The following is a 23,939-nucleotide window of genomic DNA, read 5'->3' on the forward strand; positions in this document are numbered from 1 at the left end:
ATGAGCGTGAGTGCAGACGTCGCCATCATCATGGGCAGCCAGTCCGATTGGGAAACCATGCGCCATGCAGCAGACACACTGGAGGCTCTTGGCATCTCCTTTGACGCCCGCATCGTCTCTGCGCATCGCACACCAGACCGCCTTGTCGCTTTCGCCAAAGGTGCAAAGGCCGAGGGCTTCAAGGTCGTGATCGCCGGTGCTGGCGGAGCAGCTCATCTTCCGGGTATGGCCGCGGCCATGACGTCTCTTCCGGTATTTGGCGTGCCCGTGCAATCCAAAGCCCTTTCGGGCCAGGACTCGCTTCTTTCGATTGTCCAGATGCCTGCGGGCATTCCCGTCGGCACTCTGGCTATCGGCCGCGCAGGTGCTGTGAATGCAGCGCTTCTCTCCGCAGCCGTTCTCGCACTTTATGACGATGCACTCGCAGTACGTTTGGACGAATGGCGCACAGCGCAGACCGAAAGTGTTGCAGAACGTCCATCCGATGAGGTCTGATATGGCACATTCAGCACTGAAAGCAGGCCTGAAAGCAGGGTCGACAATCGGTATCATTGGCGGTGGTCAGCTCGGCCGCATGCTGGCAATGGCGGCTGCACGCCTCGGATATGAGACCATCATTCTGGAACCGCAGGCCGATTGTCCTGCGGCACAGGTGGCAAATCGCCAGATCGTTGCAGCTTATGATGATCCGGCAGCCCTTGCAGCACTCGCAGCGGCTTCCGACGTCATCACCTATGAATTTGAGAATGTGCCGGTTTCAGCCGCCGACAAACTTGCAGAATCGGCCCTCGTCTTCCCTCCACCTGCGGCACTTGAAATCTCGCAGGATCGCTTTACCGAAAAGCAGTTCCTCAATGAGAGCGACATCGAAACCGCGCCTTGGCGTCTGGTCGATGATGAAGAAACGCTCATTGCAGCTCTTGGTGCGCTTGGTGAACGCGGAATTCTGAAAACCCGTCGACTGGGTTATGATGGCAAGGGACAGGTTCGCCTGACCTCACTCAACGAAGACGAAGCCCGCAAGGCACTGGAAGCTATCAAGCACGCGCCTGCTATCCTTGAAGGCTTTATTTCGTTTGAACGTGAGGTTTCGGTTATCGCAGCCCGCGACCGCAGCGGCAATGTTGCGATTTTCGATATCACTGAGAACGTCCACAAGGACGGCATTCTGGCAACTTCAACCGTTCCGGCTGCCATCTCTGAGAAAACTGCCGAAGCTGCGAGCATGGCCGCCGAAACGCTTCTGCACGCACTCGATTATGTCGGTGTGCTCGGCCTCGAGTTCTTCGTTCTTGCGGACGGCACCCTGCTTGCCAATGAGTTTGCGCCACGCGTGCATAATTCCGGTCACTGGACAGAGGCCGCTTGCGCCATTTCGCAATTCGAACAGCATATTCGTGCAGTCGCAGGGCTTCCATTGGGCGATGCAGTTCGCCATTCGGACTGTGTAATGGAGAATCTGATCGGCGACGATATTGAGCAGGTGCCAGCGATTCTCGCAGAATCGAATGCAGTGCTGCATCTCTACGGCAAGAAGGAAGCTCGCCCGGGTCGTAAAATGGGCCATGTGACCCGTATAAAGCCCCGCGCAAGTTGAGTAATATAGGGGAATCCATCCGATTCCCCTGCTATCAGGCCTCTGCGGCAAGATTTTCAGAACAGAGCTTCGTGAATCTGCCGCGCAGGAGTTGACATTTGGCTGGAATATTGTGTATTTCGGCCAACCCTTCGGGCAGGAATACTGCCTGTAACCAATTGGCGCCTTGGGCGCCTGTTTTTATGCAGCCCGGCGGCATGTCCTGTCGATGGGCCAACCAAGACCGGTGATTGACATGAAGATCAAGAATTCGCTCAAGGCGCTCAAGGCTCGTCATCGTGACTGCCAGCTCGTTCGCCGCAAGGGCCGCGTTTACATCATCAATAAGACTGCTCCGCGCTTCAAGGCTCGTCAGGGCTAATCTTATTTTTGATTTTGCATTTGACGTTTCGCTGCGCATGATAAAGATTATGTGCATGCGGAACGTTTTTGCACATCTGGGTTACCTCTCGCTTTTGTCAGCCTTTGGCGCAGCTTTGCTTGTTACAAGCCCTGCCCTTGCTGGTACAACAAAGCCATCGCTCACAGCCCCTATCCTGTCTGTTCAGGTTGGCGCTGACAGCGAACAAAAGCCACAGCGGGAAACGCCTGAAGAGCGCCTCGACAAGCTTTTTGCTGATCTCAAGCGCACATCCGACGAGACAAAGGCGCGCCGCATCACCGTTCAGATCAATCAAATCTGGTCGCAGTCAGGCAGCGCTACGGTAGACCTACTCGTGCAATGGGCAAGTAGCGCTATGCTTGAAAAGCGCTACACTTCAGCACTCGATTTCCTGAATGAAGCCATAGCAATCGATCCGGACTATGCTGAGGCATGGAACCGTCGTGCGACGGTCTATTACCTGCGTAACGACTATGCCCACGCCATGTATGACATCAATCGTACGCTGGAGCTTGAGCCACGCCATTATGGGGCGCTCACCGGCATGGCAGATATTCTGCGCGCACGCGGACTGAAAGAACAGGCAATGCGGGCCTATGAACAGGCACTGCAGATCAATCCGATGATGCGCGACGCTCAGAAGAGCTTCTTCGATCTCACCGAAGAGTTGAGCGACACCCGCACCTGATTTTCCCTCAATAGAGCATTTCCTGTTTTGATTGAATCGTTGGAAATGCTCTATCTGTTTGTCTTTAAGCGTGTCTTTATCCCGAAACCGGTTCCCGCTTTCGGGAGACATGCTCTAGGTCAAACAAAAACGCGCTCTTTTCAGAGCGCGTTTTTGTTGCTTTCATAAGGCACCCAACTGGATGGGATTCGGGACTATGGTGAGCCGAAAATGGTGGGATTTGAGAACCGGCGCGCAGCGTACTTAGAGCGCATCCCGAAAAGTGTGAAACGGTTTTCGGAAAAGATGCGCGTAAAAATAAATGATTAGAGCGCCGATCTGATCCAATCAGATCGAAACGCGCTCTAACGTACGTGAGCACCGGAAGCGAAAAATCAAGTCATTTGCAGGCCACCAGAAGCCGAATACCGCCAGTTTAGTCTGTAGACTGACCGTCAGCACCGATATAGGCGATGCGCAGGAGATTGGTCGCACCCGGCGTTCCGAATGGTACGCCTGCGGTAATGATCAGACGATCACCAGCCTTGCCAAATTCTTCCTTGAAGGCAACCTGACAAGCGTGATCGACCATATCTTCCAGATCATGTGCATCTTCAGTAACGACGCAATGCAGGCCCCAGACAACCGAAAGACGACGTGCGGTGTCAACAACCGGCGAAAGCGCGATGATTGGCGTACGCGGACGCTCACGCGCCGCACGAAGACCTGTCGTACCAGAAGCTGTATAAGTGACGATTGCCGACAGGTTCAGCGTTTCTGCAATCTGACGAGCCGCAAGTGAAATCGCGTCAGCGCCAGTTGGTTCAGGGATCGCTCGCTGCGCATCGAGAATGCCCGGATAGGTCGGCTCGCGCTCAACCTTCTCGGCGATGCGGTTCATCGTTGCGACGGCTTCAACCGGATACTGACCGGAAGCGGATTCTGCCGAAAGCATGACAGCATCAGCGCCTTCAAATACAGCAGTTGCAACGTCCGACACTTCAGCGCGGGTCGGAACCGGTGCGGTGATCATCGATTCAAGCATCTGCGTTGCAACCACAACCGGCTTACCAGCGCGGCGTGCCCTGCGGATCATCTGCTTCTGAATGCCCGGAACGCTTTCCAGCGGCATTTCAACGCCAAGGTCACCACGCGCAACCATGATAGCGTCGGAGAGTTCGATGATCTCATCGAGACGGGTCACGGCCTGCGGCTTTTCGATCTTCGACATCAGACTGACCTTGCCGCCAGAGAACTTGCGGGCTTCGATCAGATCTTCAGGACGCTGAATGAACGACAGGGCAACCCAGTCGATTTCTTCCTTCAGAACGGCCTCGAAATCCTTGTAGTCCTTCTCGGTCAGCGCGCCGACACCCAGCGTCGTATCCGGAAGGCTAACGCCCTTGCGATCAGAAATGCTGGTTCCGGCGATAACCTTACAACGAATCGACTTGCCATCACTGGCTTCGGCGATCAGTTCCAGCTTACCGTCGTCGATGAGAAGGCGATGGCCAGGCTCGACAGCTTCCAGAATTTCCGGATGCGGAAGATAAACGCGGGTTTCGTCGCCGAGCTCTTCATTGTTGTCGAGCGTGAAGGTCTGACCCGCGACGAGCGTAACCTTGGTATTCTTGAACTTGCCAACGCGCAGCTTGGGTCCCTGAAGATCCGCCAGAATTCCAATAGGACGGCCAAGTTCTTTTTCGACATTACGGATGCGCTTAACAAGCGTACGCATCGTGTCATGATCGGCATGACTCATGTTGATACGGAAGACGTCTGCTCCGGCTTCAAAAAGCTGACGGATGACAGATTCCTCGCCGGACGCCGGGCCGAGTGTGGCGAGAATCTTGACCTTGCGGTTGCGCTTCATTGATTATTAGTTCCTGTAACTGTGGAGTTTTCTAACGGCGTTTCGTCGGTAAGCTGTACCATCCAGCTCGATTGTTCCCCGGTATCGTATTCCTGGAAGCCATTGCGCTGGAACCCCCGCGCAAAACAATCCTGAACACCCGTGATACGGAATTCCTTTTCCGCAACACACATGTTCACTTTGCCTTCCCAGCGGCCGCCACTCTGGGAATCTTCAGCGTAAAGATAGTAAAAGCGCGACGAGAGCGGTCCTTCGAGCAGCGTCTTGCAGGTCGAACCGTCAATATGCCACCAGCCCTCAGTTACCCAGCCTGTCTTGGCTCTATAGCCAATGGCGACACCAACCAGGTTCTGGGTTGAGTTACATACTCGAAAATCAGCACGCGCTTCCAAAGATGTTATACCCAGTGTACCGATAAGCACGCTGGAGAACAAACCTAAGAAAAGTGGAAGTCGCATTCGCCGAACTCCTTCAGCCCGCAATCGCTTTTGTCTCACGCAAGGAAATCCTCTTTCGGTCGCTCTCTTTTCGGCAGTTTCACCTTTGATGTCAACGCAATCCCGGAGAGAACAAATCAGTTACAGCATTTCCAATCAAACTGCATAGCGATTTCAGCGCAATTTAAACGATTAGATTCGCACCCATGCATCGAGCCGGAAACTGCTTCCTTTTTCTTTTGAGAATGAGCGTTGCAATCTCGACTTTCTCGTGACAGAGCTGAAACTACTTGTGATTTATGACAAAAATCCTACTCAAGAAGCTGCTCCGATGTCGTCTGACCCGTCCTTTTCCCCCGTCCACCAGATCAATGGCGATCTCAGCCTCGGCCTCCTTCTGACCGCCGATCATGCACGCCGCGATTTGCCGACTGAATATGGCAGTCTGGGTCTGGACCAAAGCGAGTTTGAACGACATATCGCCTATGATATCGGCGTTGAGGAATTAACACGGCAACTGGCAGAAAAGATTGGTGCGCCTGCGGTCATGGGCGGTTTTTCGCGCCTGCTGATTGATCCCAATCGCGGTGAAGATGACCCGACCCTCATCATGCAATTGTCGGACGGCGCGGTCATTTCCGGCAATTATCCGATGACAGCGGACGAGCGCGAAAAACGCCTCGATAACTTCTACCGTCCCTATCATGACGCAGTCGCATCCGTGAGCACCCAGGTCGCACTTGCGAGTGGCAAAGCGCCTTTTGTTGTTTCCATCCATTCCTTCACGCCAAACTGGCGTGGCAAGGATCGGCCATGGCACATCGGTCTTCTATGGGATTCCGATCCGCGCGCGATTACTCCGCTCCTTTCTATGCTACGCGACGAACCCGGCCTCATCGTCGGTGACAACGAGCCATATAATGGCGCGTTGAAAAACGATGCCATGTATCGTCATGCAACCAGCCGCGGCTATGCACATGTGCTCATTGAAGTACGACAGGATCTGATTGCAGAAAAAGCTGGCGCGACCGAGTGGGCCGAGCGACTGGCGCCGATGCTCAGCGCCATCAACGCACTGCCGGAAATCCATGAAATCCGGCATTTTGGTTCGCGAACAGGGCCTATCGATTAATCGCCTTTACCCGCTATCCACAGCCAAAAGACGATAAATGGCCGCAAAGCCTCTTAATTTTGCCTGCGACTCGCAGGAAAAACGTTTCAGACTTTCGACAACCGCGCTGTTCCTCTACAGCATGTCGCAGAAAAGTTGGAACCGGCTTTCCGGTGACGATACGCGTGTCGAAACAAACCGCTATTGCTTGCATTCATAATCGACTTTGAATTGGAGAAACCCGTGAGCGACGACATTACCAGCGAAGCCCAGACAATTGCTGTTGGCCAGTTGCGTGCTTTCATCGAGCGCATTGAGCGTCTTGAAGAAGAAAAAAAGACCATCGGCGACGATATCAAGGAAGTTTACGCGGAATTGAAGGGTTCGGGGTTTGACAGCAAGGTCGTAAGGACCATTATTCGTCTGCGTAAAAAAGAAGACCATGAACGTCAGGAAGAAGAAGCCATGCTCCAGCTTTATATGGATGCATTGGGCATGGGCTGACTTTAAGGGCCCAACTCTCTTCCTGAAATCGTAACCCTGCGGGTCCGTGAGGAACCGTATGCTCAGGAAGGGGATAGGGTCCATGGAGTTTAGAAAGCTCGGACGTACTGAACTCGAGGTTTCGCCGCTTTGTTTTGGCGGCAACGTATTTGGATGGACGGTCGACGAAGCAACGTCATTTTCGCTTCTCGACCGTTTTGTCGACGCAGGACTTAATTTCATCGACACAGCGGATGTCTATTCCGCATGGGCGACCGGCAATGTTGGCGGAGAATCCGAAACCATTATCGGAAACTGGCTGAAATCCCGCGGCCTGCGCCATAAAGTCGTTATCGCTACCAAGGTCGGCTCAGAAATGGGGCCGGACGAAAAAGGCCTTTCTCCCAGCTATATCCGCAAAGCCGTCGACGCCTCCCTCAAGCGGCTGCAAACCGACTATATCGATCTTTATCAGTCCCACTGGGATGATCCGGAAACACCCTTCGAGGATGTACTGGGAACCTATAAAGAGCTCATCGCAGCGGGCAAGGTGCGCGCTATCGGCGCATCCAACCTCACGCCGCAACGTCTTGCTGAGGCGCTTGATACGTCGAGCAAACACAATCTGCCACGCTATGAAACGTTGCAGCCGCTTTACAATCTCTATGATCGTTCTGATTTTGAAAGCGGGCTTGAAGCCATCTGCCGCGATAATGAGCTGGGCGTCATTCCCTATTACTCGCTCGCATCCGGCTTCCTGACGGGTAAATACCGTTCAAAGGATGATCTTGGACAGAGTGCGCGCGGCGCGGCCGTCGAAAAATACCTCACCGATCGTGGGTCGCGTATCATTGCGGCGCTCGACCAGGTGGCCCGTGCAAATGATGCCACCCCTGCGCAGATTGCGATTGCCTGGCTGATCGCTCATCCGGCGATCACAGCACCGATTGCCAGCGCAACGCGTTCTGCTCAGCTTGGTGAACTGATCGATGCAACGCAGATCAAACTGGATGCAGAAGCTATCGCGCTGCTCAACAAGGCAAGTGCCTAGAATCTGTCGTCGAGGGATAAGAAACTATCCCTCGATCTCTTCTCTCAACATTTCAAGTTCCAGCCATTCTTCTTCCATGGCTGAATGTTCAGAACGCTTTTTTTCGAGAAGATCGGCGGTCTTAGCAAAAAGCGTCGGGTCTTTGGCGTAAAGCTGCGGATCGGCCAGCTTCCCTTCCAGCACAGTGATTTCCTTAGCCAGCACATCCATTTTGCCGGGCAGGCTTTCAAGTGCAAATTTCTGCTTGTAGGAAAGCTTGCGCTTTTCCTCGCGCTTGGGCTGCACAGCCTCATTGCCCTTGTCGTCAGCCTTGTCGTCGGCGCGTGCGGCAGCTGCCTTCACATTGCGTCGTGCCAAGGCCTGCTCTTTGCGTTGGGCCATCATATCGGCATAGCCGCCGGCATATTCAAGCCAGTTACCATCACCTTCTGGCGCAATCACTGAGGTCACGGTACGATCAAGAAAATCACGATCATGGCTGACGAGAATGACTGTGCCCGGAAAGCCTGCAACCAGTTCCTGCAAAAGATCGAGCGTTTCCATATCAAGATCGTTGGTCGGCTCATCGAGGATCAGCAGATTGGCCGGTCTTGCCAGAACACGCGCCAGCATGAGACGCGCTCTTTCACCACCTGACAGTTCTCGGATCGGCGTACGTATCTGTTCAGGCTGGAAAAGAAAGTCCTTCATGTAAGAAACGACATGGCGCTGCTCACCGTTGACGATGAGGCTTTCGCCGCGACCATCGGTCAGATAATGCGCCAGTGTATCGTCCAGATTGAGGCTTTCACGCTTCTGATCAAGCTCGGCCATTTCGAGATTGACACCAAGGCGCAAAGTGCCTGAATCGGGCTGAAGCTTGCCAGTAAGCATTGACAAAAGTGTGGTCTTGCCTGCCCCGTTAGGACCAACAAGCCCGATCCGGTCACCGCGTTGAACACGAGTCGAAAAATCTCGGACCAGTACGCGCTCATCATAAGCTTTGTTGAGCTTTTTCGCTTCAATGACAAGCTTGCCGGATTCCTTGGAATCGCTTGCTGCAAGAACAGCAGTGCCTTGCGCCTTGCGATGATTACGAAACTCCGAGCGCATCGAGTGCAACTCGCCAAGACGGCGCATATTGCGCTTGCGACGTGCTGTTACGCCATAGCGCAGCCAATTCTCTTCGCGCGCAATCTGACGGCCAAGCTTGTGATGATCGCGCTCTTCTTCTTCAAGAACCTTATCGCGCCATTCTTCAAAATGCCCAAAGCCCTGATCGATACGACGCGTAATACCGCGATCAAGCCACACCGTCGAACGGCTGACATTTTCGAGAAAACGGCGGTCGTGCGAGATCAGCACGATGGCCGAACGAATCTGACGCAGCTCGTCTTCGAGCCATTCGATGGTGTTAAGATCGAGATGGTTCGTCGGCTCATCCAGCAACAGCACGTCAGGCTGTGGCGCGATCACGCGTGCAAGGGCCGCACGGCGTGCCTCACCACCGGACAGATGATCGGGCTTTTCTTCGCCGGTCAGGCCCAGATGCTCAAGAAGGTAAGTTACACGATGCGGATCATCCGCCGGTCCAAGACCAGCTTCGACATAAGCGCGCACATTGGCAAAACCATCGAGATCCGGCACTTGCGGGAGATAACGCACCGTCGCGCCCGGATGCTTGAAGACTTCGCCCGAGGTTGGCTCGACCATGCTGGCCGCGATTTTCAGCAAAGTGGACTTGCCTGAACCATTTCGGCCGACCAGCGCAATGCGGTCGCCCTCACTCACAGAAAGGGCAGCTTCCTCCAAAAGCGGTGTCCCGCCAAAGGTGAGCTTGATCTGGTCGAGGCGAAGAAGCGGAGGTGCCATGGTTCTCTTTGAAAAAAGCGGTTGAAAATTCCGCCCTGCTTGTCGGGGACAAAAATCATTCTGTCAAATAGAACCGTCAAAAAACGAACAGGCCGGGTTTCCCCGGCCTGTTCTTTAAACTTTGATACCGCTAAACGGTCGATAGCGTCTTAGTTACAAGGCGCTTCGTAAACGCGGCCGTAATTATCGCGGTAACGGCAATACTGAACATTGTTACGGGTTGTCGCAGCACCGAGAAGCGTACCACCGACAGCACCAATGGCAGCGCCGGTCAGAGCACCGCGACCGTTACCACCAATTGCGCCACCAGCGAGCGCACCAAGAGCAGCACCACCAACACCATAACCAGCGGTACGCTGTTCAGCCGTCGTGCATGCTGCCGTTGAGAACGCAAGCGCACCGACGATTGCAATCATGGAAAGACGTGATTTCATGAAACAATCTCCTACTAGAGTTACACCAACACCGACTTTGCGTCCCCAATTTCGGCGTAAAGCAGATCATACCCGCTTGATCCATTTACAATACGTTTCGACTGTCAGCGTCAAGCAGTTTCAATTTTTAAGGTTAGCAGCTGCCCTGAAAATGAGCCTCCTCACTCAAGTTCGCTACAAGTATCGCAAGGCCTGAACGTGCGGAAACACAAAGAGTTCCACGTACAATATTGGATACCGTCCATGACGACCCGAACGGCAAGGTCACATTGTCTAACGGCCACTCGGCATTTGTGATTGAAAACCCTTCAACGGTGCAGAAATTCACAACACTAAATGACGTGCCGTCCGGGAAATCATAAACATGGTCTCCCGCAACCAATGGCCATGCTTCCTCAACCCCGCTCGACAGAAGAATGTCTCTGCCTTTTGCCACCTGCGCCGTCGCCATCGTCAGATGCAGAAGCGTGTGATCCGTGCGCGAGCCACCAAATGCACCACAGAGAATGACCTTCTTCGCTCCGCGTTCAAAGGCTTCCTCAAGTGCAAGTTCACCGTCCGTCATATCCTTGGCAGCGGGGAAGGCTCTTTGCGGCACATGCGCATATTTTTCTTTCAATGCTCCCGAGGTCGAATCGAAGTCTCCCAACCAAAGCTCAGGCTCAACACCAAGGGCTTCCGCATGGCGCATACCGCCGTCCGCGGCAAGAACCCGTGCACCAGCTATCTGCCGTTTCAAACGTTCAGTGACGACGAGATCGCCGCCGAGAAGAATAACAAATGTGCTCATAAGTCGCTCATAACACGTGGCATTTGTCCTCGAAAGCCTGCATCTTGATCATCGCCATCTCTTGCCCTTCTGTTTGCAAGGCACTATTGTCGACCTCGCTCTAACGGGGTGCCATTCAACCATTGAATGGCTGAGAAGCCGCACTCCGGCTAACCCGCTGAACCTGATCCGGCTTGTACCGGCGGAGGGATTAGATGCTGCCCGATTTATCGATAACGGCGCTCAATCCTTTAAATAAAAGAAAGGACTTGCCGTTATGCGGCTTTTATCTCTGCTCACCTTATCGCTCTCTGCGGCTTTCGCCTTTGCGCCTCACGCTCAGGCAAAAGATAAGCTCACCATTTACACCTATGACAGTTTCGTTTCCGAATGGGGTCCAGGTCCCAAGGTGAAGGAAAATTTTGAGAAGGAATGCGATTGCGAACTGGAATGGATTGCATCAGCTGACGGTGTCGCCCTTCTCAACCGTCTGAAGCTCGAAGGCGGTAATACAAAAGCCGACATCGTGCTCGGTCTCGACACGAACCTGACAACAGAAGCACATGCCACCGGCTATTTCGCGCCAAGTGGCATTGATCTGTCCAATGTCAAAGTGCCGGGTGACTTCAAGGACGATGCTTTCGTGCCTTATGATTATGGCTACTTCGCTATCGTCTATGATTCCGAAAAACTGCCCAACCCGCCGCAAAGCCTGAAAGAACTGATCGAAGGTGATCCGTCACAGAAAATCGTCATTCAGGACCCGCGGACATCAACACCCGGCCTTGGCATTCTGCTGTGGATCAAATCGGTCTATGGCGATCAGGCGGGTGAAGCCTGGGAAAAACTGCAAAAGCGCATCCTGACGGTTACACCGGGCTGGTCGGAAGCCTATGGTCTCTTCACCAAGGGCGAAGCGCCGATGGTGCTCTCTTACACAACGTCGCCTGCCTATCACATGATTGCGGAAAACACCGAGCGCTACAAGGCACTGGCCTATCCGGAAGGCAATTACCTTCAGATTGAACTTGCTGCACAGACCACAACCGGTGCGAAAAACCCACTGGCTCAGAAGTTTCTTACCTTCATGACTGGTCCCGGTTTTCAGGATGTGATCCCTGAAACCAACTGGATGTATCCGGCAGGCAAGACTTCACAGCCACTTGCTCCGGCTTTCGACAAGCTGCCAAAGCCTGAAAAAACACTTCTGATCCCAGCCGATGAAGTTGCGAAAAACCGCAAAGCTTGGGTTGATGAATGGCTTGCAGCCTCCAGCAAATGAGCAAACCGCTGACCATCGGCCATCCAAGACAAATGCCTGCGATCAAACCACTCGCAGGCATACTGGCGCTTGGCTTTCTGGCAGTTCTGGTCGGCGGCTCGCTGCTGGCTCTGGCGATGGAAGCCAGTGGCTTCAGCACTGACGTCTATTTCGATAGCTACCTACTGCGGGTAGCCCGTTTCACGATCCTGCAAGCGGCAGCATCAAGCCTTCTATCCGTGCTGTTCGCAATTCCTGTGGCGCGCGCGCTTTACTCGGAAGCGAGCTTTCCGGGACGCAGCTTCATTCTGCGTCTCTTTGCTCTGCCGCTGGCGCTGCCCGCCCTTGTGACTGTGCTTGGCATCACCAGCATTTATGGTCGCAATGGTTTCATTGCGCAGCTTTCGCAATCGGCTGGCTACCCGGTCTCGCCCGATATTTACGGCATCACCGGCATTCTTATTGCGCATGTGTTTTTCAACATGCCACTGGCGGTCCGGCTCATTCTTGCCGCGTATGAAACGATCCCCGCCGATTACTGGAAACTTTCAGCGCAACTCGGTATGCACAGCACGCCACGCTTTCGTCTCATCGAATGGCCTGCCATCCGGCGTAACTTGCCGGGCATGACCGGCCTCATATTCATGCTCTGCGTCACCAGCTTCACCACCGTACTGACACTGGGCGGCGGCCCTCGCGCAACAACGCTTGAAGTCGCAATCTACCAAAGCCTGCATTTCGATTTTGATCCGGCACGTGCTGTAGCACTCACGCTCGCACAGCTCGCGCTGACATTGATGATCCTGCTGGCACTGCGTCTGACCGGGCGTCCGTCAGAAGAGGGCTTCACGCTTGCAACGACAGCCAGACGTTATGGCAAACCATCTACGCGAGAACGTGTTTTCAATATTATAGCGATTGTGATCGGCTTTCTTTATGTGGCGCTGCCTGTTTCAGGTGTCGTCATTTCGGGCCTTGCCGCAGATCTGGTGCGATTGTTGAGCGAACGAACCGTATGGCGCGCAATCTCTACCAGCATCGCGCTCGGCTTTTCCGCTGCCCTGCTTTCCGTCATCCTCTCGCTCTCACTTGTTATCGCGCGCGAGGCGACCCGGAACATACGGCTCGCCAACCTCTTTGACACAGGCGCCAGTCTCATATTGGTGATGCCACCTATCGTCCTTGGAGCGGGATGGTTCATTCTGCTGCGTCATTTCACTGACCCATTCGCAATGGCTCCCTTGATGGTGGTGACCGTGAATGCCGCTATGGCCATGCCATTTGCCGTGCGACTGCTAAGACCCGCATGGGATACATCAGCCGCGCGCCACAACAGGCTTTGCGCTCAGCTTGGCATCAAAGGTTTTAATCGACTGCGACTTATCGATTGGCCGTCGGTCCGCAGGCCATTCGGAATGGCCTTTGCCTTTGCAATGGCGCTGTCTCTCGGCGATCTGGGCACAATCGCCCTTTTCGGCAGCGATGCCTTGCTGAATCTGCCCTATCTTCTGTTTCAGCGTATGGGTAGCTATCGCACATTCGACGCAGCAGGCCTTGCGCTTATTCTCGGTCTTCTATGTCTTGGTCTGATGATGATTGCAGATCGCGCCGCAGTCCGAAAGGAAACGCCCCGTTCATGAATGTCCCGCCGCCTAAGACCAATCTGGCAAATATCCGCTTTGAAGATGTTCGTTTCAGCTATGGCGAAACCAACATGCATTTCGATGTGAATGTGCCGGGCGGCGTTATCACGGCGATTGTCGGCCCAAGTGGTTCGGGAAAATCCACATTTCTCAACCTCATTGCAGGGTTCGAGACGCCACAGGCTGGGCAAGTTTTAATCGGCACAACCGATGTCACCCACCTGCCGCCAGCATCCCGGCCCGTCTCCATGGTATTTCAGGAAAACAATCTTTTTGCGCATCTGACGGTCGAGCAGAATGTCGGGCTTGGTCGTTCGCCCAATCTGAAGCTCAGTGAAGCAGACCGGAGAGCCATTGCCAGCGCCCTTGGCCGCGTCGGGCTTCGGGGGAAAGAGCAGCGTAAACCCGAAGCTCTTTCCGGCGGCGAACGTCAGCGCGTGGCGATAGCGCGTGCGCTGGTGCGTGAACGCCCCGTCCTTTTGCTTGATGAGGCATTCGCCTCACTGGGGCCAGCGCTGCGTCACCAAATGCTGGATCTGGTGCGTGAATTACAGCGGGAAAACGCCATGACCGTGTTGATGGTCACCCATACGCCAGAAGATGCCCTTTATCTCGACGCATTGTTGCTATTTCTCGACAATGGTCGGATTTCCGCTCAAGGGCCCGCCGTTGAGTTGCTGTCATCATCTGGACCGGAAGCATTGAAGCACTATATCGGTGAGCAGGCACCGAAGCTCAAATGAAGCTTTTCATGTGATTCCATTCACAACTGGAAACGCTGTTGGGGAGCATCCCGAAAAGTGTGAAACGATTTTCGGATAACATGCTCATCGAAACGCGCTCTGAATGTTACGGTTGTGGACATATTTTGTTCGCAATCAGCTTGAAGAACGGCTTAGAACACTGATCTACTTCTTGTGGGCTATTCAGTCTGTAGCTAGATTTGCGCCACGATATCGACGCTGATTCAATTGCGAGGGTAAAATACTGATCCGTCAACAGACCCGTGTCCGGGCCTCCCTGTGTCTTCCAGTCTCTCTGCCAGAACGGATGCAGCGCAATTGGCGGAAACCAGCCATCGGTCTTGGCTTGCTTGCTGTTGCCTTGATTTCAGGTTGTCAGTCGATCAATTCGAGCAAGGATCTTGGCCTTCAGCCGTCCTCAAATCCGGTAACGGTCGAAAACGTCACCCGTAACGACCGTCTGGCACAGATCGGCGCACAACAGCACCCGCGTATCCTCGCGACCTATGGCGGAGAGTACAAGGATCAGAAACTCGAGCGCATGGTTGCCAAGATCGTTGGCAATCTGACGACCGTTTCCGACAAACCGGATCAGACCTATCGCATCACTATTCTCGATAGTCCCAATATCAATGCTTTCGCGCTGCCCGGCGGCTTTCTTTATGTGACGCGCGGCTTGCTGGCGCTAGCCAACGATTCCTCGGAGGTTGCAGCCGTCATTGCTCACGAAATGGGCCATGTCGTCGCCAACCACGGTATCCTTCGTCAGGAGAAGGAAGCCGAGACGGCGATTGCCGGACGTGTCGCGACCGAAGTCCTGCATAACGAGAGCGCAAGTCGGGAAGCAACCATTCGCGGCAAACTGCGCCTTGCCCAGTTCTCACGCAATCAGGAACTGCAGGCCGACGCCATTGGCATCAAGATGATTGGTGAAGCCGGCTACGATCCGTTTGCTTCCGCACGCTTCCTGCAATCGATGGAAGCCTATACGGATTTCCGGTCAGTTTCTGGCGCAACAGATGCAAGCCTCGACTTTCTTGCAAGCCATCCAGCCACCCCGCAGCGCATTCAGCTTGCGCTCGGACATGCACGCCGCATTGGCGCACCGGGGGTTGGCACCACAGATCGCGATTCCTTCCTCAACGGAATCGATGGGCTTCTTTATGGCGACTCGCCCAATGAAGGCTATGTTCGTGAACAGACCTTCATCCATCCAAAACTGGGCGTAACCTTCACCGCACCTGAAGGCTTCACCATCGACAATTCGGCGAATGCCGTCATGGCGAGCGGTCCGGGTGAAGTAGCAATCCGTTTTGACGGCGCATCCCTGCCCGCAGGCTCAAACCTCACCGATTATATCAAATCGGGTTGGGTAACAGGCCTCGATGAAAGCTCGATTCGTCCGATCACAATCAATGGCCTGCCTGCCGCCACCGCACGCGCAAGTGCCGACCGCTGGCAGTTCGATATTGTGGTAATCGGCGCAAACAATAAGGTTTATCGGTTCCTGACTGCAGCGCCTAAGGGGAGCAATGCCTTACTGCCTGCTTCGCAGACCGTAACCCAGTCGTTCCGCTTACTGTCCCCTGCCGAGCAGAATGCGATCAAGCCATTGCGCATTCGCGTCGTTACTGTGAAGCCGGGCGATACGATGGCGAGCCTTTCCGCACGCATGCAGGGCACGACGCGCAAGCTTGAACTGTTCCGCCTGCTCAATGCGATGTCTGCTGGCGCGACGGTGTCGGTTGGTGATCGGGTAAAACTCATTAGCGAATAAGGATCACCCCGAAAGTGGAAATGGAAATCCGTATCAGTGCACTGCTTGCCGGAAAGATCGCTCCTTTGGGAGAACGACAGGCGCCGAGCGGCATTGATAAGAAGCCCGTTTCCGGTCCTGCAAAGCTTCTTCGTGACGGTCTCGAATGCGATGAGCAAGGCGACAAAAAAGTGCATGGCGGTCCGGAAAAAGCCGTCCATCACTATCCCCACGATCATTATGATGATTGGCGTGAGGACGTAGGTGACAATCCTCGTCTTGATGCATCTGGCGCTTTTGGCGAGAATATTTCAACGACCGGACTGACCGAGCATAATGTTGCAATCGGCGACCGCTTCCGCATTGGCACAGCGCTCGTGGAGGTTTCGCAAGGCCGACAGCCTTGCTGGAAGCTGAATGCACGTTTTGATGTGCCGGATATGGCCATGCGCGTGCAAAAAACCGGCCGCACCGGCTGGTACTATCGTGTTCTGGAAGAAGGTGTCGTTGCCGAGAACGATACGATGAAGCTGGTTGAGCGGCTTTCGCCGGAATGGACGCTGCACCGGGTTTGGCATCTGCTTTACGTCGATATGCTCAATTATGATCAGCTTGCTGAAATGGCTCAGATCCCGCACCTTGCAGACGGCTGGAAGCGTTATGCTGTCCGCCGTCTCGAAAATCGCAAGGTGGAAGACTGGTCGCCCCGGCTTACAGGGCATAAAGAATAAAGTTCAAGCCTGATAGGCGGCCATTTCGTGCTGATCCAACAGGGCAAGCTTGAGCTTTTCCATCGCACGGCTCTCGATTTGCCTGACACGCTCTTTTGAAATACCGAGTTTTTCGCCCAGCGCTTCCAGTGTCACCCCGTCATCATCAAGCCGACGCTCGCGAATAATGTGCAATTCACGCTCATTAAGTGCATGAAGGGCTGTATGAAGCCAGCTAACCCGACGTTCCATGTCGATGGTGCTCTCCACCACCTCATCCTGCAATGGATGATCGTCAACGAGAAAATCCATGCGGCTCGATGCACCGGATTCATCATTATTCACTGAAGCCGAGAGCGAACTGTCAGAGCCTGAGAGCCTGCTATCCATGAACTCGACATCGCTTGCAGAGACGCCAAGCTGAGTGGAGATCTGGCTATAGATTTCCGCCTTGCTCATCGTCTCATCTTCCTGAGCAAGCTTGGAGCGCAAACGGCGAAGATTGAAGAACAGCGACTTTTGCGCAGAACTTGTGCCGCCGCGAACAATTGACCAGTTGCGCAGAATGTAATCCTGCATCGAAGCGCGTATCCACCACGACGCATAGGTCGAAAAGCGCACATCTCGTTCAGGATCAAAGCGCGCAGCCGCTTCAAGCAGGCCTACATAGCCTTCCTGAATAAGATCGCTCATCGGCAGCTTGAACTTGCGGAAGCGCCCGGCCATGGAAATCACAAGTCGCATATGTGACGCCGTGATGCGATGAAGGGCATCCTGATCTTTGTTCTCTTTCCAACGAATGGCCAGCGCACGTTCTTCCTCCCGCTCCAGATAAGGTGCAGACATCGCATTGCGGATCATGGACTGGGGAGAAGAGGCGGCAGCTGGTGGCATGTTGCGCGCCACCATTGGCAAACGCACTGCTGGAACGGTGGAGGAACTGCTTGCGGATGACGTCTTCATCTGGTTCTCCTGTTCTGACTGCGAGGCTTTCAAAAAATTGAAAGCGCAAGACAAAAGATATTCCAGCTCTGCGAAGAACAATTGAATGAACGTCTTTTATTCGTTCAAAATGCCTTTTACAGACCCGCTCTGAGGCCAGACTGATACGCCGCAAAACAAACCCGTTTACGAACTGGTGCTGCTTAACAACGCGGCAGGAACCTTCCGGTTCCATTTAGACACTATAAATCTTTGACATTGCAGGAAAATAGAGCATTTAAGCCAAAAGTGCGAAGCGGTTTGGCGTAGGATAATGCGTCAAAACAAAAAGATAGAGCAGCTCTCGCGATATTGCTTGAATCAGAATTACTTTAGATGAGACACCCATTGAAAAATGGACATCTCGGAAGCGCTCAGCTTGGTGAGTACTAAACCAGATAAATAAAAAGCCCGGCAGAGCCGGGCTTTTTAGAGAACAATGCAAACGTTTATTACGCTGCTTCGACTTCATCGCCGTCAACATCACCTTCCGCATCGGCATCAGCCTTGGTGCGTTTCGGGCTCTTGGCGAGATTTGCTTCGATAAGACGAACAGCTTCCGTGTCGGAAAGCTTGTTCACGGCAGCGATTTCACGCGCCATACGGTCGAGCGCTGCTTCATAAAGCTGACGTTCGGAATAAGACTGCTCAGGCTGGTTTTCAGCGCGATGCAGATCACGAACAACTTCAGAAATCATGATCAAATCGCCGGAATTGATCTTTGCATCATATTCCTGCGCACGGCGCGACCACATGGTGCGCTTCACGCGTGCACGGCCCTGGACGACCTTCAATGCACGCTCGACATAATCGGTTTCCGAAAGCTTGCGCATACCGATGGTTACAGCCTTAGCGACTGGCACCTTGAGGCGCATTTTGTCTTTTTCAAAGTCAATAACAAAAAGCTCAAGCTTATGACCGGCTACTTCCTGCTCTTCGATCGCGACGATCTGGCCAACGCCGTGAGCTGGATACACAATCGATTCACCGGTCTTGAAACCCTGACGAGCCGGAGTCTTCTTCTGCTGGGATGACATACGCTTCAATACTCCCTGTTGTGCCCGGCGCAACTCGCCGGTTTACACATGATTTCGACCATACCTCCTGGGAGAGATATGGAAGTCGTTGCGGTTTTGAACTGAAAGCGCTTCTCAGGCACAGATTTATCTACCGGGAGAGTTTGGTGAGGGCGGAGCGCTGAAATCGCAATAATCCATCCCGGTGCCAATACAGCCCAGTAAAAAAATATAGCCCTTTCAGAGATTAACGCGTTTGCGCCACGAGTTGACGTCCAGCCACCGAAATTATCTGTGCAACTTAACACAATTTTGCGCAAGAATCAACAAATTGCCAAACACGTTGGTTTTGGCAACTTTAGACGCCCATAAAACAGGCTGTAATCACTTATTCATGCAGACAGGTTTGCCCGCATGATGGGTGTTAATCACCCGAACCTGGTTCTGCTGAGAAGAACTGCTCAAGCTTACCCGTCACGCCATCCATTTCCTTGGCTTCCGGAAGTTCGTCCTTCTTGGCAGTGAGGTTTGGCCACTTCGCCGCATATTCTGCGTTCAGCTCAAGCCACTTGTCGAGACCTGGCTCAGTGTCCGGGCTGATGGCTTCTGCCGGGCACTCAGGCTCACAGACACCGCAATCAATGCATTCGTCCGGATTGATGACGAGCATGTTCTCGCCTTCATAGAAACAGTCGACAGGACAAACCTCGACGCAGTCCGTATATTTGCAACGAATGCAATTATCGGTCACGACATAAGTCATTGTCCAACTCCTGTTGCCAACCTTCCATTTGAAGGAATGGCTTATCTATTCTGAACTGGCTGTTTGAACATTCAGATCGAACATCTGAATGGTTCGCTCCCGTCACGACATATGTGTCACGCATATGGTGCTACGGCGTGTGGCTTGCTTGCCAGCTCATGCCCTTGCAATCGCCAACGGTGAGGTAGCGACTTTATCTGCCTATGACAAGGGCCCAAACGCCGCAATATCAATATGTCACGAACATCTGAAATGACGTTTCTTTTGAAGGCGAAAAACTGAAAAATGCTTTTATTTTAAGCCTTTAATACGCAAATTCTATCGTATTGACCATTCAAACTGCGTCATCGCGTCCGCATCAGTTGCCGCGCAAGCGATCAGTTTCGCGACGTTCTTTCTTGGTGGGACGTCCCGCACCGCTTTCGCGCCGAGGCTGCACCGCTTCTATGTTTTCGGATTGCTGGGTAGGTTTTGGTGTCAAATCTTCATAAAGAAGCTGCGCTTCAGGCGCTGGTCCGCGCCGATCTCCGCCTGCCAGCACCTTGTAGATCACGATGCGTCGCTCAAGGGTAATGGTCAGAACATCGCCGATCTTCACCTGATGCGAGGCCTGCTCGATCTTGTCGCGATTAACACGAACTTTGCCGCCGACGGCGAGTTTCGCCGCCAGCGATCTTGATTTGACCACGCGTGCAAAGAACAGCCACTTATCGATACGCTGTCTTGCAATCGCTTCGGTCGCCATCTTACTTCTTCAGCTGCTCCTTGAGAGCGAGAAGCTTGGCAAAAGGCGAATCGGGATCGACACGCACGGGACGTTCCTGCTCGAACCGCTTGTTGCCCTGCTGGCCGGCATTGTCGCGCTTTGGCTGACGGTTGCGGTCACCATCACGCGGCTTGCCCTTGAAGCCCTCGCGCTTGCCCTGATTCTGGTTTTGACCCTGATTCTGGCCTTGATTCTGGCGGGCACCATCATGATTGCGACGGTTTTTATCGAACCGCTTGCCACCACGATTGTCACGCGTGTTCTGCGCTTCGCCACCTTCTGGACCATCTTCGGACTTGCGAGCCTCATTGCCCTGAACGCCTTGCTGTGGGCGATTGTGGCGCTGACGGTTCTGATCCTGATTGCGATTGCGACCTTCAAAGCGGCCCTGACGCCACAGAAGAACAGGCTTCGGCTCTTCAACCGGCGCTTCGCTTACTTCTGTAACAGGCTTGGCTTCTTCAACAGTCTCGGCAACAACGGCCTCCACTGGCGCAGGCACAGGCTCGGCTGCCGGAACGGCAGGCTTTTCGCCTTCGCTTGCAACTGCAGCAGGTACAGCAGCCTTGAAAACCGTATCCTTGACTTGAGCTTCAGCAGCAAATGCATCAAGCTCGGCAAGCTTTGCCGTTACGTCGGCTGCGTCCATGGCTTCATGACGATATCCGAGGCTTTTCAGGATTTCTTCCATGTCCTCGCCAGTCGCGCCCAGAATGGACATCATGGCAGGGGTCACGATGAAGCGGCCACCGTCATAGGCACCTTCCGGACGTGCGCCCGAACCCGGACGCCAGGCAAGTGCCGGACGAATGAGGTCAGCAAGACGTTCCAGAATATCGATGCGCACAGCACGGCGACCAAGCACCCGATAACCGGCTAGACGATAGAACATCGGATCAAAAGCCGGATCGACAACGACCGATGTACGGCCAGCGGCCAGCACATTGACCACATCGCCATAACCGGTGCGTTCACGGCCGTCATTCTTCAATGCCCAGAGCAGCGTGATCATGCCAGCAGGAGCGGGCTTCAGCAGCATCGGCATGAAAACATGATAGGCACCAAAGCGCACGCCGAGACGACGAAGTGCTGCTCGTGAATCCTGATCAAGACCACGTACTTCTTCGGCCACTTCGCGGCGCTGAAGAATACCAAGATTTTCGACGATCTGGAAAGCCAGACCGCGTGTCATACCGGTCAAAGCATCGGCAGCACTGAGATCAGTCAGCGGCTTCAATACGGTTTCGATATGGTGCGCGACAAAACGTTCAATACGGGCAGCAACCTTGTCACGTGCTGGTCCGGTCAATTGTTCGTCAGCCAGAATGATCGCACGCGGCTTCAACACATCGTCGCCAGCGACGAGCGTTGCAACGGTTGCGCCGACCCAGCGCATCACGCCATCCGACCCAAGCGCAAAATCGCCATTGGGTGCCGCAGCAAACCGCTCCGCACGACGTTCGAACTCGGCGGCTAGCGCCTTTTGTGCAGCCGTCTTCACAGCCTTCGCGTCCGGCCCTTCAGCCTGAACGTCGGCAGTGAACCGGAATCCTTCTAGTTGCCCAACATTGTGGCCCTCGACAATTACGTCACCGGCCGGGCTGATTTCTGCTTCTAGCATGGCATTCTCTCTCAGGCGCCTCATAAGCACGCTTGTCCTGCGGTCTACAAAGCGTTTCGTCAACCTTTCATGCAGCGCGTCGGACAATCTGTCCTCAATTTCGCGCGTCTTTTCCTGCCAGTGTGTCGGATCGGCAAGCCATCCCGGCCTGTGCGACACAAAAGTCCAGGTGCGGATTTGCGCCACGCGATGCGACAGAGTGTCGATTTCCCCCTCTGTACTGTCGGCGCGGCGCACCTGTTCGCTCATATAATCTTCATCAACGCTCCCTCGGCGGACCAGATCCTGATAGATGGTTGCAATGATATCGGCATGTTGAGCCGGCGCGATCTTACGATAATCGGGGAGCGCACAGGTATCCCACAAAAGTTCGATCCGCGCAGGCGTCGTTGCAAGCCGCACAATGTCGTCGTCTTTCGACAAATTTTCAAGCGCTTGTTGATCAACCGCTGGCAATGCTTTGGTAAGCCCTTCTATGGGCGTGGGTGTTTCCAGAGAATAGCGCAAGGCACTGAGTGACGAGAAGTCGAACCGCCCCGTTCGCCATTGTAAAACTTTTACCGGATCAAAAGCATGCGCTTCGACCCGTTCTACAAGCTCGTCGTCCAGCGGCTGTACCTGCCCTGTCACACCGAACGTGCCGTCGCGCAAATGACGCCCGGCGCGTCCTGCGACCTGCCCGACCTCGGCTGGTGTCAGATCGCGAAACTGGTAGCCATCGAATTTACGGTTCTGCGCAAATGCCACATGATCAACGTCGAGGTTAAGGCCCATCCCGATCGCATCGGTTGCGACCAGAAAATCAACATCGCCCGATTGATAAAGCTCGACCTGGGCATTGCGGGTACGCGGGCTCAATGCGCCCATCACCACGGCAGCACCACCACGCTGGCGGCGGATCAGCTCTGCAATTGCATAAACTTCATCAGCAGAGAAAGCCACGATGGCCGAACGATTCGGCAGGCGAATGATTTTCTTGGAACCCGCATAGGAAAGATGCGACAGCCGTGGACGTGTCACAACTGTAATGCCACGCAGCAACTTTTCCAGAATGCCGCGCATGGTACCTGCACCAAGCAGCAGCGTTTCCTGTCGTCCGCGCAGATGCAGAATACGGTCGGTAAAGATATGACCACGTTCCAGATCGCCCGCAAGCTGCACTTCATCGATAGCCACAAAAGGCATATCTGTCCGACGTGGCATGGCCTCGACCGTGCAGACGGAATAACGAGAGGTGGGCGGCGTGATCTTTTCTTCGCCGGTAATCAGCGAAACATTGGCAGTCCCTACCCGCTCAACCACACGATTATAGACCTCGCGCGCCAAAAGGCGCAGTGGAAGGCCTATCATGCCACTGCCATGCGACAGCATCCGCTCGATAGCGAGATGCGTCTTGCCGGTATTCGTCGGCCCCAGCACCGCAGTAACACCGCGACCGCTCAAGCCTAGCGGCAGATCATGGGCAGGGAGTTGGTTCATGCCAATAATAGAATTCCCGGAACAAATGCCATACGTAAAGCTATGCGTTAGCACTATATGACTTGAGCCGAAAGCGCTCCTGTTAAGTTTCAATCCATGTTTCGGGACGTTTCCGGCACGATCCAGTCTTCACTGTTCTAACCGGAACTTTTCTCGCGCGCACCCTGAAAAGAACAAAACGGCTTTCAAATGACCATCCGTTTTAAAACACAGGATTGAAGGTTGGTCTTACATCGGCCTGCATCTTAACAAACGTGCCTTTTAATAAATAGAACGACTCTGGAACGAATCAGCGACGAATCGCTCACAGAGCTTTCTTCGCCTTTTGTTCACGGCAACATATAGTGGCTGAACACCAAATTCCCACCATATAATGAATCACCTCAATTAATATCCGGCCCGAAAGGAGAACAAACCGGCGACCGCATTAACTTTTATCTCGGAAGCCATTTTGCGAGATGAGGCGACGGATTACCTATTCATAGAATATCAATATTTCCTGACAGTTAGTTAAAACTCTCATCACATAGGAGCCGCTTTTCATT

At 53.8% G+C, this 23,939-nt stretch carries 23 protein-coding genes and 1 riboswitch; of the genes, 12 read left to right on the top strand and 11 right to left on the bottom strand.

The features are described 5' to 3' along the window. Positions 1–6 precede the first annotated feature (6 nt). The 4 genes from purE to C9380_RS10560 all read left to right on the top strand — a co-directional run bounded on the left by purE (position 7) and on the right by C9380_RS10560 (position 2,667). Positions 7–495, top strand: coding sequence for a 5-(carboxyamino)imidazole ribonucleotide mutase (gene purE, locus C9380_RS10540; RefSeq protein WP_024895755.1), 489 nt, complete (start codon positions 7–9; stop codon positions 493–495). A 1-nt stretch (position 496) separates the two neighbouring features. Beyond that, positions 497–1,597, top strand: a complete 1,101-nt coding sequence (locus C9380_RS10545) for a 5-(carboxyamino)imidazole ribonucleotide synthase (protein ID WP_100558587.1) — start codon at positions 497–499, stop codon at positions 1,595–1,597. A 235-nt stretch (positions 1,598–1,832) separates the two neighbouring features. Next, the gene (gene ykgO, locus C9380_RS10555) at positions 1,833–1,958 is read left to right on the top strand and encodes a type B 50S ribosomal protein L36 (RefSeq protein ID WP_002967908.1); all 126 of its coding nucleotides are present in this window, start codon (positions 1,833–1,835) and stop codon (positions 1,956–1,958) included. A gap of 37 nt (positions 1,959–1,995) precedes the next feature. Continuing rightward, entirely contained in the window at positions 1,996–2,667 is a 672-nt protein-coding gene (locus C9380_RS10560) for a tetratricopeptide repeat protein (protein ID WP_128093503.1), read from the top strand. A 415-nt stretch (positions 2,668–3,082) separates the two neighbouring features. Here C9380_RS10560 and pyk read toward each other — a convergent pair whose 3' ends face one another. Together pyk and C9380_RS10570 are read right to left on the bottom strand one after the other, a co-directional pair. After that, complete coding sequence (pyk, locus tag C9380_RS10565; protein ID WP_024895758.1) at positions 3,083–4,519, bottom strand: pyruvate kinase; 1,437 nt, start codon at positions 4,517–4,519, stop codon at positions 3,083–3,085. Next, the gene (locus C9380_RS10570; RefSeq protein WP_024895759.1) at positions 4,516–4,977 is read right to left on the bottom strand and encodes a DUF1036 domain-containing protein; all 462 of its coding nucleotides are present in this window, start codon (positions 4,975–4,977) and stop codon (positions 4,516–4,518) included. The genes pyk and C9380_RS10570 overlap by 4 nt, the downstream gene beginning before the upstream one ends. Before the next feature lie 310 nt (positions 4,978–5,287). Between C9380_RS10570 and C9380_RS10575 the strand changes: the two genes are divergently transcribed. From C9380_RS10575 to C9380_RS10585, 3 genes are all read left to right on the top strand, one after another. Further along, entirely contained in the window at positions 5,288–6,088 is an 801-nt protein-coding gene (locus tag C9380_RS10575) for an N-formylglutamate amidohydrolase (RefSeq protein WP_100560073.1), read from the top strand. A gap of 222 nt (positions 6,089–6,310) precedes the next feature. After that, entirely contained in the window at positions 6,311–6,571 is a 261-nt protein-coding gene (locus C9380_RS10580; protein WP_007876730.1) for a DUF2312 domain-containing protein, read from the top strand. A gap of 82 nt (positions 6,572–6,653) precedes the next feature. After that, positions 6,654–7,601, top strand: coding sequence for an aldo/keto reductase (locus C9380_RS10585; protein WP_024895761.1), 948 nt, complete (start codon positions 6,654–6,656; stop codon positions 7,599–7,601). 24 nt (positions 7,602–7,625) lie between these two features. On the opposite strand, the gene C9380_RS10590 is transcribed toward C9380_RS10585, so the two are convergent. From C9380_RS10590 to C9380_RS10600, 3 genes are all read right to left on the bottom strand, one after another. Further along, the gene (locus C9380_RS10590) at positions 7,626–9,452 is read right to left on the bottom strand and encodes an ABC-F family ATP-binding cassette domain-containing protein (protein WP_128093504.1); all 1,827 of its coding nucleotides are present in this window, start codon (positions 9,450–9,452) and stop codon (positions 7,626–7,628) included. Positions 9,453–9,601: 149 nt separating this feature from the next. Next, positions 9,602–9,886, bottom strand: a complete 285-nt coding sequence (locus tag C9380_RS10595; RefSeq protein WP_024895763.1) for a YMGG-like glycine zipper-containing protein — start codon at positions 9,884–9,886, stop codon at positions 9,602–9,604. A 133-nt stretch (positions 9,887–10,019) separates the two neighbouring features. Further along, on the bottom strand, positions 10,020–10,676 hold the full coding sequence (locus C9380_RS10600; protein WP_024895764.1) for a thiamine diphosphokinase: 657 nt from the start codon (positions 10,674–10,676) through the stop codon (positions 10,020–10,022). 94 nt (positions 10,677–10,770) lie between these two features. Further along, a riboswitch (TPP riboswitch) is annotated at positions 10,771–10,883 on the top strand. A 49-nt stretch (positions 10,884–10,932) separates the two neighbouring features. Here C9380_RS10600 and thiB point away from each other — a divergent pair. The 5 genes from thiB (at position 10,933) to C9380_RS10625 (ending at position 16,789) form a co-directional block, all read left to right on the top strand. Continuing rightward, a complete protein-coding gene (thiB, locus tag C9380_RS10605) occupies positions 10,933–11,937 on the top strand; it encodes a thiamine ABC transporter substrate binding subunit (RefSeq protein WP_024895765.1) in 1,005 nt (334 codons plus the stop codon). Next, on the top strand, positions 11,913–13,556 hold the full coding sequence (gene thiP / locus C9380_RS10610) for a thiamine/thiamine pyrophosphate ABC transporter permease ThiP (protein ID WP_374844479.1): 1,644 nt from the start codon (positions 11,913–11,915) through the stop codon (positions 13,554–13,556). The genes thiB and thiP overlap by 25 nt, the downstream gene beginning before the upstream one ends. Beyond that, a complete protein-coding gene (thiQ, locus tag C9380_RS10615) occupies positions 13,553–14,302 on the top strand; it encodes a thiamine ABC transporter ATP-binding protein (protein WP_128093506.1) in 750 nt (249 codons plus the stop codon). The genes thiP and thiQ overlap by 4 nt, the downstream gene beginning before the upstream one ends. A 307-nt stretch (positions 14,303–14,609) precedes the next feature. Continuing rightward, entirely contained in the window at positions 14,610–16,079 is a 1,470-nt protein-coding gene (cdlP, locus tag C9380_RS10620) for a cell division protease CdlP (RefSeq protein ID WP_051514705.1), read from the top strand. Positions 16,080–16,099: 20 nt separating this feature from the next. Next, entirely contained in the window at positions 16,100–16,789 is a 690-nt protein-coding gene (locus C9380_RS10625; RefSeq protein WP_128093507.1) for an MOSC domain-containing protein, read from the top strand. A 3-nt stretch (positions 16,790–16,792) separates the two neighbouring features. On the opposite strand, the gene C9380_RS10630 is transcribed toward C9380_RS10625, so the two are convergent. The 6 genes from C9380_RS10630 to C9380_RS10655 all read right to left on the bottom strand — a co-directional run bounded on the left by C9380_RS10630 (position 16,793) and on the right by C9380_RS10655 (position 23,394). Continuing rightward, complete coding sequence (locus C9380_RS10630) at positions 16,793–17,731, bottom strand: RNA polymerase factor sigma-32 (RefSeq protein ID WP_128093508.1); 939 nt, start codon at positions 17,729–17,731, stop codon at positions 16,793–16,795. Positions 17,732–17,987: 256 nt separating this feature from the next. Continuing rightward, positions 17,988–18,221, bottom strand: coding sequence for a hypothetical protein (locus tag C9380_RS10635; protein ID WP_128093509.1), 234 nt, complete (start codon positions 18,219–18,221; stop codon positions 17,988–17,990). After that, positions 18,202–18,786, bottom strand: a complete 585-nt coding sequence (locus C9380_RS10640; protein ID WP_024895771.1) for a CarD family transcriptional regulator — start codon at positions 18,784–18,786, stop codon at positions 18,202–18,204. The genes C9380_RS10635 and C9380_RS10640 overlap by 20 nt, the downstream gene beginning before the upstream one ends. A 403-nt stretch (positions 18,787–19,189) precedes the next feature. Continuing rightward, a complete protein-coding gene (fdxA, locus tag C9380_RS10645) occupies positions 19,190–19,528 on the bottom strand; it encodes a ferredoxin FdxA (protein WP_007876747.1) in 339 nt (112 codons plus the stop codon). A 358-nt stretch (positions 19,529–19,886) separates the two neighbouring features. Next, on the bottom strand, positions 19,887–20,273 hold the full coding sequence (locus tag C9380_RS10650) for an RNA-binding S4 domain-containing protein (RefSeq protein ID WP_024895772.1): 387 nt from the start codon (positions 20,271–20,273) through the stop codon (positions 19,887–19,889). A 1-nt stretch (position 20,274) separates the two neighbouring features. Next, positions 20,275–23,394 (bottom strand): helicase-related protein, encoded by a 3,120-nt coding sequence (locus C9380_RS10655; RefSeq protein ID WP_128093510.1) that lies wholly within the window; start codon positions 23,392–23,394, stop codon positions 20,275–20,277. Positions 23,395–23,939: the final 545 nt, after the last annotated feature.

The organism is Brucella pituitosa (assembly GCF_003049685.1).
Classification (GTDB): domain Bacteria; phylum Pseudomonadota; class Alphaproteobacteria; order Rhizobiales; family Rhizobiaceae; genus Brucella; species Brucella pituitosa.

Coding starts and splice junctions, on each gene's coding strand:
- C9380_RS10545 (WP_100558587.1), top strand. CDS start 497: ATGGCACATTCAGCACTGAAAGCAGGCCTGAAAGCAGGGTCGACAATC.
- ykgO (WP_002967908.1), top strand. CDS start 1,833: ATGAAGATCAAGAATTCGCTCAAGGCGCTCAAGGCTCGTCATCGTGAC.
- C9380_RS10560 (WP_128093503.1), top strand. CDS start 1,996: ATGATAAAGATTATGTGCATGCGGAACGTTTTTGCACATCTGGGTTAC.
- pyk (WP_024895758.1), bottom strand. CDS start 4,519: ATGAAGCGCAACCGCAAGGTCAAGATTCTCGCCACACTCGGCCCGGCG.
- C9380_RS10570 (WP_024895759.1), bottom strand. CDS start 4,977: ATGCGACTTCCACTTTTCTTAGGTTTGTTCTCCAGCGTGCTTATCGGT.
- C9380_RS10575 (WP_100560073.1), top strand. CDS start 5,288: ATGTCGTCTGACCCGTCCTTTTCCCCCGTCCACCAGATCAATGGCGAT.
- C9380_RS10585 (WP_024895761.1), top strand. CDS start 6,654: ATGGAGTTTAGAAAGCTCGGACGTACTGAACTCGAGGTTTCGCCGCTT.
- C9380_RS10590 (WP_128093504.1), bottom strand. CDS start 9,452: ATGGCACCTCCGCTTCTTCGCCTCGACCAGATCAAGCTCACCTTTGGC.
- C9380_RS10595 (WP_024895763.1), bottom strand. CDS start 9,886: ATGAAATCACGTCTTTCCATGATTGCAATCGTCGGTGCGCTTGCGTTC.
- C9380_RS10600 (WP_024895764.1), bottom strand. CDS start 10,676: ATGAGCACATTTGTTATTCTTCTCGGCGGCGATCTCGTCGTCACTGAA.
- thiB (WP_024895765.1), top strand. CDS start 10,933: ATGCGGCTTTTATCTCTGCTCACCTTATCGCTCTCTGCGGCTTTCGCC.
- thiP (WP_374844479.1), top strand. CDS start 11,913: ATGGCTTGCAGCCTCCAGCAAATGAGCAAACCGCTGACCATCGGCCAT.
- thiQ (WP_128093506.1), top strand. CDS start 13,553: ATGAATGTCCCGCCGCCTAAGACCAATCTGGCAAATATCCGCTTTGAA.
- cdlP (WP_051514705.1), top strand. CDS start 14,610: ATGCAGCGCAATTGGCGGAAACCAGCCATCGGTCTTGGCTTGCTTGCT.
- C9380_RS10625 (WP_128093507.1), top strand. CDS start 16,100: ATGGAAATCCGTATCAGTGCACTGCTTGCCGGAAAGATCGCTCCTTTG.
- C9380_RS10630 (WP_128093508.1), bottom strand. CDS start 17,731: ATGAAGACGTCATCCGCAAGCAGTTCCTCCACCGTTCCAGCAGTGCGT.
- C9380_RS10635 (WP_128093509.1), bottom strand. CDS start 18,221: ATGAAGTCGAAGCAGCGTAATAAACGTTTGCATTGTTCTCTAAAAAGC.
- C9380_RS10640 (WP_024895771.1), bottom strand. CDS start 18,786: ATGTCATCCCAGCAGAAGAAGACTCCGGCTCGTCAGGGTTTCAAGACC.
- fdxA (WP_007876747.1), bottom strand. CDS start 19,528: ATGACTTATGTCGTGACCGATAATTGCATTCGTTGCAAATATACGGAC.
- C9380_RS10650 (WP_024895772.1), bottom strand. CDS start 20,273: ATGGCGACCGAAGCGATTGCAAGACAGCGTATCGATAAGTGGCTGTTC.
- C9380_RS10655 (WP_128093510.1), bottom strand. CDS start 23,394: ATGAACCAACTCCCTGCCCATGATCTGCCGCTAGGCTTGAGCGGTCGC.